Source organism: Streptomyces sp. NPDC033178 (genome assembly GCF_055577685.1).
In genome coordinates this window covers 330,378-339,877 of record NZ_JBVIPT010000014.1, presented here as the reverse complement: position 1 = coordinate 339,877, position 9,500 = coordinate 330,378, and the positions used below count along the sequence as shown (strand labels likewise).

General features: G+C 70.2%; 9 protein-coding genes. 5 read left to right on the top strand and 4 right to left on the bottom strand.

The genetic code is table 11. The features are described from left to right. The 3 genes from ACZ5VQ_RS32345 to glgB all read left to right on the top strand — a co-directional run. Positions 1 to 140: alpha-glucosidase C-terminal domain-containing protein (locus ACZ5VQ_RS32345; protein WP_359859781.1), on the top strand; the 140-nt coding region annotated here is incomplete at its 5' end. A gap of 14 nt (positions 141 to 154) precedes the next feature. Beyond that, complete coding sequence (locus ACZ5VQ_RS32340) at positions 155 to 1,567, top strand: maltokinase N-terminal cap-like domain-containing protein (protein ID WP_469108011.1); 1,413 nt, start codon at positions 155 to 157, stop codon at positions 1,565 to 1,567. A gap of 85 nt (positions 1,568 to 1,652) precedes the next feature. Further along, positions 1,653 to 3,815 (top strand): 1,4-alpha-glucan branching enzyme, encoded by a 2,163-nt coding sequence (glgB, locus tag ACZ5VQ_RS32335; RefSeq protein ID WP_469108025.1) that lies wholly within the window; start codon positions 1,653 to 1,655, stop codon positions 3,813 to 3,815. Positions 3,816 to 4,021: 206 nt separating this feature from the next. Here glgB and ACZ5VQ_RS32330 read toward each other — a convergent pair whose 3' ends face one another. Both ACZ5VQ_RS32330 and ACZ5VQ_RS32325 read right to left on the bottom strand, forming a co-directional pair. Beyond that, on the bottom strand, positions 4,022 to 5,380 hold the full coding sequence (locus tag ACZ5VQ_RS32330; RefSeq protein ID WP_469108010.1) for an MFS transporter: 1,359 nt from the start codon (positions 5,378 to 5,380) through the stop codon (positions 4,022 to 4,024). A gap of 171 nt (positions 5,381 to 5,551) precedes the next feature. After that, on the bottom strand, positions 5,552 to 6,202 hold the full coding sequence (locus ACZ5VQ_RS32325; protein ID WP_469108009.1) for a TetR/AcrR family transcriptional regulator: 651 nt from the start codon (positions 6,200 to 6,202) through the stop codon (positions 5,552 to 5,554). A gap of 92 nt (positions 6,203 to 6,294) precedes the next feature. On the opposite strand from ACZ5VQ_RS32325, the gene ACZ5VQ_RS32320 reads away from it, so the two are divergent. Continuing rightward, positions 6,295 to 7,365: a DMT family transporter gene (locus ACZ5VQ_RS32320; protein WP_469108008.1), complete on the top strand. Its 1,071-nt coding sequence runs from the start codon at positions 6,295 to 6,297 to the stop codon at positions 7,363 to 7,365. On the opposite strand, the gene ACZ5VQ_RS32315 is transcribed toward ACZ5VQ_RS32320, so the two are convergent. Next, the gene (locus ACZ5VQ_RS32315) at positions 7,265 to 7,876 is read right to left on the bottom strand and encodes a LysE/ArgO family amino acid transporter (protein WP_469108007.1); all 612 of its coding nucleotides are present in this window, start codon (positions 7,874 to 7,876) and stop codon (positions 7,265 to 7,267) included. The genes ACZ5VQ_RS32320 and ACZ5VQ_RS32315 overlap by 101 nt on opposite strands. Before the next feature lie 68 nt (positions 7,877 to 7,944). On the opposite strand from ACZ5VQ_RS32315, the gene ACZ5VQ_RS32310 reads away from it, so the two are divergent. Further along, positions 7,945 to 8,865 (top strand): LysR family transcriptional regulator ArgP, encoded by a 921-nt coding sequence (locus ACZ5VQ_RS32310; protein WP_469108006.1) that lies wholly within the window; start codon positions 7,945 to 7,947, stop codon positions 8,863 to 8,865. A gap of 33 nt (positions 8,866 to 8,898) precedes the next feature. Here ACZ5VQ_RS32310 and ACZ5VQ_RS32305 read toward each other — a convergent pair whose 3' ends face one another. Next, a complete protein-coding gene (locus ACZ5VQ_RS32305) occupies positions 8,899 to 9,432 on the bottom strand; it encodes a hypothetical protein (RefSeq protein ID WP_469108005.1) in 534 nt (177 codons plus the stop codon). Between the last annotated feature and the right edge of the window lie 68 nt (positions 9,433 to 9,500).

Below are 9,500 nucleotides of genomic sequence, written 5' to 3'. Positions count from 1 at the left end.
TCGAACTCATCGGCGGCGTCCGCTTCCCCGCCATCGGCGAACTCCCCTACCTCCTCACCCTCGCCGGCCACGGCTTCTACTGGTTCCGACTCCGCGCGGTAGCTCCCCACACCAAACAGCGATTGATGGTGTGCGCCTGAAAGGACGGGTCGCCATGCGCAAGGTCGTATCACCCCGCCCCAGCAGCCACAGTCCGGCTCTTCTGCTGACGTCGCTCGCCGGACTGCTGCGGACGTGGTTGCCGGAGCAGCGCTGGTTCGCGGGCAAGGGCCGGCGGGTCACGGAGCTGGCTCTGCTGTCGGCGACCGAGCTGCATCCGGGATGCCTGCATCTCCTGGTCAGTACGCGGCACGACACCGCCGCCCATCTGCCCGGGGACTGCTACCAGTTGCTTCTCGGTGTCCGGGAGGTCCTGCCGCCCCGGCTGGCCCACACCCGTATCGGCCGGGCGAGCGAGGGGCCGCTGGCCGGAATGATGGTGTACGACGCCCTTCAGGAGCCCTGGTCGGCGGACCTGCTCCTGGAGCGGCTGCGCACTCCCGGCACGGTGGGGCCGCTGCGGTTCGAGCGCGAGGCGCATGTGACGATCCCCGCCGGACTCACCCCGCGTCTCCTCGACGCGGAGCAGTCCAACTCCTCGTTGGTGTACGGGGATTCGTACATCCTGAAGATCTTCCGGCGCGTCCAGCCCGGCATCAACCCGGATCTCGAAGTGCCCTGGGCGCTGGCCCGGCAGGCCTGCACCCGTGTACCCGCACCGGTGGCATGGTTCCGGACCTCGCAGCCGCAGGCGGCGACGCTCGGTGTGCTGCAGCCGTTCCTGCGCGATGCCGACGACGGGTGGACCCTGGCACTCGAATCGCTCGCCGCGGGACGGGACTTCACCGACGAGGCGTTCGAACTGGGGCGGGCGACGGCCGAGGTACACCTGGCGCTGGCCGGCGCGTTCGCCCTCGGCGCCCCGGTCGGACGCCGGAGCAGGCGGCTCGCCGCCTCGATGAACGAGCGGCTGGTCGCCACGAGCCGGTCGGTGCCGGACCTCCTGCCGTACGTGGACGGACTGCGGGGTGCCTTCGACGCGCTGGCCGCCCTCGACTCGGGCCGCCCGGTGCAGCGGATCCATGGCGATCTCCACCTCGGTCAGGTGCTGCGGGCCGGGAAGCGGTGGTTCGTCATCGACTTCGAGGGCGAACCGGCCCGCCCGATCGCCGAACGACGGCACCCGCAGCCTCCCGTACGCGATGTCGCGGGCATGCTCCGATCCTTCGACTACGCCGCCCGCAGCCGCCGCCCGTGGCGCCCGGAGTGGGCGCGCCGCTGCCGGGACGCGTACTGCTCGGGGTACGCCGCCCAGGCCCGCTGGGACCCGCGCGCCGAGCCCGAGCTGCTGCGCGCGTACGAGACGGACCGGGCCGTGTACGAGGTGCTGTACGAAGCTCGGCACCGGCCCGACTGGCTGCCCGTGCCGATGGCGGCGATCGCCCGCCTCGCCGAGCGCGCCCCCGCACCCTCCGGCTCCGGTACACCGAAGCCGGTCCCGTCCTTCCACAGTGCTCAAGGAGGCTGAACCCGTGGCCCGCAACATCACCGCAGCCGTGACTCTTCCGGTGTCCGAGGACGTCCGGCCCGCAGTGCGGCCGTCGGCGGCACCCATGGACGCGATGGATCGGGAGCGTCTACTGTCGGGCGCCCACCACGATCCGCATGCGCTGCTGGGGGCCCATCCCGTGCCGGGCGGGGTCGTCTTCCGCGCGTTGCGGCCGTTCGCCACGGCCGTGGCCGTGTTGTCCGCGGACGGGCGGCGCATGGAGCTGGGCAGCGAGGGTGACGGCCTCTTCTCGGGTGTGATGCCGCTCGATTCGGTTCCCGAGTACACCTTGCTGGTGCGGTACGAGGGCGGCGGCGAGCTGGCGGTGCAGGATCCCTACCGGTTCCTGCCCTCTCTCGGTGAGTTCGATCTGCATCTGTTCGGCGAGGGGCGCCACGAACAGCTGTGGACCGCGCTCGGTGCCGAGCCGATGGCTCACCAGGGCGTGGCGGGCACCCGCTTCACCGTCTGGGCACCCAACGCGCGGGGCGTCCGGGTGGCCGGGGACTTCAGCCACTGGGACGGGACCGCGTTCCCGATGCGGTCCCTGGGCTCGTCCGGGGTGTGGGAACTGTTCCTGCCGGGCATCGGCGAGGGCGCGCGGTACAAGTTCGAGATCACCTCGCGGCACGGCCACCGGTTCCTCAAGGCCGACCCGATGGCACGCCGGACCGAGGTGCCGCCCGCCACGGCGTCCATCGTGACGGCGTCCCACCACGAGTGGGGTGACCAGGAGTGGCTGGCGCATCGCGGTGACATCGCCGTGCACGAGGCGCCGTTCTCCGTGTACGAGATCCATCTGCCGTCCTGGCGACGGGGGCTGACGTACCGTCAACTGGCCGAGGAGCTCCCGGCGTACGTCAAGGACCTCGGCTTCACCCATGTTCAGCTGATGCCGGTGGCGGAGCATCCCTTCGGCGGTTCGTGGGGGTATCAGGTCACGGGCTTCTACGCGCCGACCGCCAGGCTGGGAACGCCCGACGACTTCAAGTACCTCGTCAACGCGCTGCACCGGGCCGGGATCGGCGTCATCATGGACTGGGTGCCCGCCCACTTCCCGAAGGACGACTGGGCGCTGGCCCGCTTCGACGGGGAGCCGTTGTACGAGCCGGGCGACTCGCGCCGAGCCGAGCATCCCGACTGGGGGACCTACGAGTTCGACTACGGTCGCACCGAGGTGCGCAACTTCCTGGTCGCCAACGCGGTGTACTGGTGCGAGGAGTTCCACATCGACGGCCTGCGGGTCGACGCCGTGGCGTCCATGCTGTATCTCGACTACTCGCGCGAGCCGGGCCAGTGGACGCCCAACGTCCACGGCGGGTGTGAGGATCTCGCCGCGGTCGCCTTCCTCCAGGAGATGAACGCGACGGTGTACCGGCGGGTGCCGGGTGTGATGACCATCGCCGAGGAGTCGACCGCCTGGGGCGGGGTGACCCGCTCCACCGACAGTGGCGGTCTGGGGTTCGGTCTGAAGTGGAACATGGGCTGGATGCACGACTCGCTCGAGTACATCGCGCACGAGCCCGTTCACCGCAAGTACCACCACGACGAGATGACGTTCTCGATGGTGTACGCGTACAGCGAGAACTACGTCCTGCCGATCTCCCACGACGAAGTCGTCCACGGGAAGCAGTCGTTGGTATCCAAGATGCCGGGTGACTGGTGGCAGCAGCGGGCCACGCACCGGGCGTACCTGGGCTTCATGTGGGCGCACCCCGGCAAGCAACTCCTCTTCATGGGGCAGGAGTTCGCGCAGGGCGCGGAGTGGTCCGAGGCGCACGGGCCCGACTGGTGGCTGCTCGATCCCTCGTACGGGGCCGCCGCCGATCACCAGGGTGTGCGGGACCTCGTCCGGAAGCTCAACTCCGTGTACCGGACGACCGGTGCGCTCTGGGAGCGGGACACCGATCCCTCCGGGTTCGCCTGGGTCGCGGGGGGTGCGGCGGAGGACAACGTCTTCGCGTTCCTGCGGTTCGACGCGGAGGGGGGTCCGTTGTTGTCCGTCTCCAACTTCTCGCCGGTGGTGCGGCACGAGTACCGGCTCGGTGTTCCGGATGACGTGCCCGCCTGGGGGGAGGTCCTGAACACCGATGCCTTGCCCTTCGGGGGCAGCGGCGTGACGAGTCCCGGCCCCGTCAAGGCTGAGGCTCAGGGGGAGCAGGGGTGGGCGGCGAGTATCCGCCTCACCCTGCCACCACTGGCAACGGTATGGCTGCGCCCGGCCTAGCTCTTCCTCGCCCCCGCCGCCCCTACCCATTCCCGTCCCTTTTCGGGGGCCAGCCCCCGAACCCCCGCTCCTCAAACGCCGGAGGGGCTGACTACCAGCCCGTCCGGCGTTTGAGGACGAGCGCGTTCAGCGCGATACGGGGGTTCGGGGGCGGAGCCCCTGAGGAAGGGACGGGAATGGGTAGGGGCGGCGGGGGCGAAAAAGCTCTACGCACTCCCCCGGTACCGCCGCAACGCCGGCATCGTCGCCGCCAGAACCAGCATCGTGGCGACGACAAGCAGACCCCCACCAGCAACGGCCGTCCGGGCGCCCAGCGCGGAGCCCGCCGTCCCATGGAGGACGTCGGCCAGACGCGGACCACCCGCGACCACGACCGTGAAGACGCCCTGCATACGGCCACGAAGCTCATCGGTCACGGCCGACAGAAGAATGGCCCCGCGGAAGACCATGGAGACCATGTCGGCAACCCCGGCGGCGGCGAGAAACGCCACGCCCACCCACAGGTTGGAACTCAGCCCGAAGCCGGTGATGGCAACACCCCAGGCGACCACCGCGGCGATGACCATGAGACCGTGCCGCCGCGCCCGCGAGAACGTACCGGACATCAGCCCACCCAGCACCGCCCCGATCGGGATCGCCGCGAAGAGAAGCCCGAGAGCGAGACCCTCTCCGTACGGGGCGTACGTCTGGGCGGCGAGCTGCGGGAACAGCGCCCGTGGCATGCCGAAGACCATGGCGATGATGTCGGCGAGGAAGGACAGCAGGAGCACCTGGTTGAGGGAGATGTAGCGGAAGCCCTCCGCGATCCCCCGCAGACCTGCCCGCCCGGCGGCCGCCGCGGTGGTGCCCAGAGGCGGCAGCGCGGGAAGCCGGTAGACCGCCCATACCGTGGCGCACAGGGCAAGGGCGTCGATGAGATAGAGCTCGGCGAGGCCCACGAGAGGGATGAGGGCGCCGGCCAGCAAGGGGCCGGCGACGAGGCCGGTCTGCATGACGGTCGAGCCGAGCGCGTTCGCCGCGGCCAGTTCGTCCTTGGGGACCAGCCGGGCGATGGAGGCCTGGCGGGCCGGGGAGTTGAGGCCGAAGAACGCCTGCTGGACGGCGAGGAGCACCATCAGGACGCCGACCGATTCGAGTCCGATGACGGCCTGTATCCAGAAGAGCAGGGACGTGACGGCAATCCCGATGTTCGTCACGAGGAGGAGCTTGCGCCGGTCCACGCTGTCGGCGATCGCGCCGCCCCACAGCGCGAAGACGACGAGGGGCAGGAGTCCCGCGAAGCTCGCGTAGCCGACCCAGGCCGAGGATCCCGTGATGTCGTAGATCTGCTTGGGTACGGCGACGGCGGTGAGCTGGCTGCCCACGGCCGTGACGATGGTCGAGGACCAGAGGCGGCGGTAGGCCGGGCGGCGCAGCGGCCGGGTGTCCATGGCCCAGCGGCGCCAGCCGCCGCTTCTCCTCGGTTCGGCCGGGCCGGCCGACTCCGGTGCCCCGGTCTCCGATTCCGCACTGCGTTCTGTGCTGTGGTCCGCGTTGTTTTCCGCACCGCTCTTGCTCGTGTCCACGCCCGTCCTGGTTCCTCGACCTGATTGCTCGATACATCTTTCGATTCGAGGATCACTATCGCCGATGCGGGGCCGCCTTCGCCCGGCGGACCGATCCGTGGACGGGACGGCACAGGGCAGCAAACGACGGCGCAGGACGACAGGCGACAGGCTGGTGGACAGGCAGGCGCGTCAGCCCGTCGCGCGCGAGCCCTCGGCCGTGGTCAACAGCGACGCCGCCTGCTGGCGGGCATGGTCGAGGGCGCCGGGAAAGATGCGCAGACCGTGGGCCACGAGGGCGCCCTCGTGGAGCAGCATCAGTGTGCGGCCCAGGGTGTCGGCCGAGGCGGGCGCGAGGGGGCGTACGAGGTCGGTGAACAGGGTGAGCATCCACTGCTTCTGGCCGGTGATGATCGCGTACGCCGGGTGGGACGTGTCGTCGATCTCCGCGTGGGCGTTGACCATGCTGCAGCCCCGGGGGCCGGCCGCGTCCATCCAGTCGCGTGAGGCCTCGAACACGGCGAGAACGCGGTCGTGCGGGGTGTGGGCCGCGTCCAGGCGGGGGGCGAGGAAGGCCCGCCAGCGCTCGTCGCGGTCGGCGAGGTACTCGACGACGATCTGGTCCTTCGAGCCGAACCGGTCGTAGAGCGTCTTCTTCGTGACACCGGCCTCGGCGGCGATGAGGTCGACGCCGACGGCATGGATGCCGCGGTCGTAGAACAGTCGCCCGGCCGCCTCCAGCGCCCGGCGGGCGCCGGGGGTCAGCGGCACTCGGCGCGGCCCGTTCGAGGCGGTCGGCGCGCCCTGCGCTCTCGATGTGCTCTGTGTCTTCGAGGTGCTCATTTCTCCAGAGTAGACCGATCTGTATACTCGGCGCCAGGTATACAGATCGGTCTACTACCGTCGGCCGTCCGGCCTTGGAGGTGTGCGGTGTCGTGAACATCCTGTTGTCGATCGCGTTCGTCGGGGCCTGGAGCTCCGGTTTCATCGGGGCCAAGCTCGGATCCGGCAGCGCCCCTGCCGTCACGCTTCTCATGTGGCGTTTTCTGCCACTGGCCCTCGTCCTGGGCGTCGTCGCGCTGACCGCGACGCGGGCGTCGTGGCGTGGGCTGACCTCCCGCGATCTGGTCCGGCAGGCCGCCGTGGGGGCGCTGTCGCAGAGCGGCTACCTACTGACGGTCTACTACGCGATAGAGCTGGGCGTCTCCAGCGGCACCACGGCTCTCATCGACGGAACGCAGCCCCTGGTGGCCGGAGCGCTGGCCGGGCCGCTGCTGGGACTGCCGGTTTCGCGTACGCAGTGGCTCGGGCTGGGGCTCGGGGTGACCGGTGTCGCCGTCGTCACCGCGGCCGACGCGGGCGCCGGGACCGGAGTCGCGTGGTGGGCGTATCTCGTGCCGTTCCTCGGCATGCTGTCCCTGGTGGCGGCGACCTTCCTGGACCGCCGGTCCCGTACGGATGTCCGCCCGATGGTGTCGATGACGGTCCATGCCGTCACAAGTGCCGTCGTGTTCACGGCACTTGCCGCGGCCACCGGAACAGTGGCGCCGCCCTCGAGCGGCTCCTTCTGGACCGCGGTGGTGTGGCTCGTGGTGCTCTCCACCTTCGGCGGGTACGGGCTGTACTGGCTGATCCTGCGCCGGTCGGGGGTGACCAAGGTCAACACCCTCATGTTCCTGATGGCTCCCGTCACGGCCGTCTGGGGTGCGCTGATGTTCGGCGAGCCCTTCGGGACACAGACGGTGGTGGGACTGGCACTCGGCCTCCTGGCCGTCGCCGTCGTCCATCGAGGAGACCGCCACGACCACCACAGTCGTCACGACCACCACAGTCGCCACGACAGTCACGACCACCATCGCGACCTCGGCGACCAAGACCGCCAACAGCCTGCCGACCCGGAAGGCTTCACGCTCCGACGATCAGCGTGGCACCGAGCGCGATCATCATCGTGGCGACCAGTGCGTCCAGTACGCGCCACGCCGACGGCCGGGCCAGGAAGCGGCTGAGCAGCCGGGCGCCGAAGCCCAGCGCGGCGAACCAGACCAGGCTGGCGAGGACGGCCCCGAGACCGAAGGTCCAGCGCAGCGGGCCGCGGTCGGCCGCGATGGAGCCGAGCAGGAACACGGTGTCGAGGTAGACGTGCGGGTTGAGCCAGGTCATCGCCAGGCAGGTGAGCACGGCCCGCCGCCGTGAGCCCGCCGTGCCGGTTTCCACGAGCAGCGCCGACGGCCGGAACACCCGGCGCACGGCGAGACAGCCGTAGCCGATGAGGAAGACACCGCCGATGAGCGCGACCGCGGTCAGCGCCTCCGGCCAGGCCACCACCACCGCGCCGACCCCGCCGACCCCGAGCGCGATGAGTGCCGCGTCGGACAGGGCGCAGATGCCCACCACCGCGAGCACGGCGTCCCTGCGGATGCCCTGCCGCAGGACGAAGGCGTTCTGTGCGCCGATGGCGACGATGAGGGAGAGGCCGGTGCCGAACCCGGCGGCCGCGGCGGTCAGAGTGCTGCTCACACCGCCACGCTAGAAAGGCCGCCGTCAAGAGTACAGCTAAAGATTCTTACGTATCATTAGCACTTGTGATGACAGAGCTTCCCCTCGACCAGGTGCGTACGCTGCTGGCCGTCGTCGACGAGGGCACGTTCGACGCGGCGGCCGCGGTGCTGCATGTGACGCCGTCGGCGGTGAGCCAGCGGGTCAAGGCGCTCGAACAGGGCACGGGGCGCGTCCTGTTGATGCGTACGAAGCCGGTCCGGCCGACCGAGTCGGGCGAGGTCGTCGTGCGGTTCGCGCGCCAACTGGCCCGCCTTGAGGACGAGGCCAGGACCGAGCTCGGCATGTCGGGCTCCGACGAGCCGACGCGTCTGTCGATCGCGGTGAACTCCGACTCGCTGGCGACCTGGTTCCTGCCCGCGCTCGCCCGCGTGCCGGAAGACCTGCGGCTCTGCTACGAGTTGCGCCGCGAGGACCAGGACCACACGGCGGCACTGCTGCGCGAGGGGCTGGTGATGGCGGCGGTGACCTCGTCGCCGGAGGCGGTGACCGGTTGTTCCGTCCGGAGTCTGGGGCGTATGCGGTATCTCCCCGTGGCCGGCCCCGATTTCGCCTCGCGGTGGTTCGGCGGGTGGCCGGACACGCCGTTGCGGGACGTGATCGCCGACGCGCCCGTGGTGGCCTTCGACCGACGCGACGATCTCCAGGACGCGTTCGTCCGGGGGCTCAGGCGCGGTCGCGGCGCGGCGAGTTCGCTGCGGCATCTCGTGCCGACCTCTGAAGGGTTCGTCGACGCCGTCGCGGCCGGAATGGGGTGGGGCATGGCACCCGAGGTGCAGGCGGCGCCGCTGCTCGACGCGGGACGACTCGTCAACCTCGCGCCGGACTCGAAGATCTACGTTCCCCTGTACTGGCAGCAGTGGAAGCTCGACTTCCCCGCACTCGCCGCCGTGTCCGAGGCCGTCGCGGCGGCGGCCGCCGAGGCTCTGGACCCGGTGCGAGGCGGCTGAGCCCCGACCGGAGCGGCTCCGCCTTTCCAGCCGTCAGGAAGCCGGGCCCGGCCCCGCTTCCCTCTCCAGGAAGCTGATCACCTGGGCGGCGAGGCCGTCCGCGGCGGATTCGGAGCGGGCGCCGACGCCGACCGCCGGCTCGTGCAGGCCGATGCCACCGGACCAGAGGTAGCGTTCGGTCCACTCGTCGTCGACCTTCAACTGGACCTGGATGTCCACGTGGGACAGGCCGCTTTCGGGAGCCGCGGCGAACAGGACCGCGGTGGCCCGGCGCAGGGGATAGACGTCGAAGCCCTCGATGAACTGCGAGTTGCGCCAGTCCAGAAACGCGCTCTCGCCGTCGGTTCCGATACGGATGTCGAGCTGGCCGTCTTCGAGGTGAATGCCGAAATGCTCGGTCGTACGGTTTTCGACGGTCACCCGGAATCGGAAGTAGATCAGGCCCTCGGCCGCGTCGTCACGACCGCGCGGCGGCTCCGCCTTCTCCAAGCCATGGACGCGAATGCGCAGGCCGGCATGCTCGTCGTCGTACTCCTGCCAGTCCCCGACCACATTCGGCTCGTACACGGTTCACCTCTCGACCTCAGAGGGCTGCTGTCTATCCCTGAGCGCGACGAGGTGTCAAATGAGCAGAA

Bases quoted from the DNA above. Each gene is read 5' to 3' on its own strand.
- ACZ5VQ_RS32340 (WP_469108011.1), top strand. From the start codon at position 155: ATGCGCAAGGTCGTATCACCCCGCCCCAGCAGCCACAGTCCGGCTCTT.
- glgB (WP_469108025.1), top strand. From the start codon at position 1,653: ATGGACGCGATGGATCGGGAGCGTCTACTGTCGGGCGCCCACCACGAT.
- ACZ5VQ_RS32325 (WP_469108009.1), bottom strand. From the start codon at position 6,202: ATGAGCACCTCGAAGACACAGAGCACATCGAGAGCGCAGGGCGCGCCG.
- ACZ5VQ_RS32310 (WP_469108006.1), top strand. From the start codon at position 7,945: ATGACAGAGCTTCCCCTCGACCAGGTGCGTACGCTGCTGGCCGTCGTC.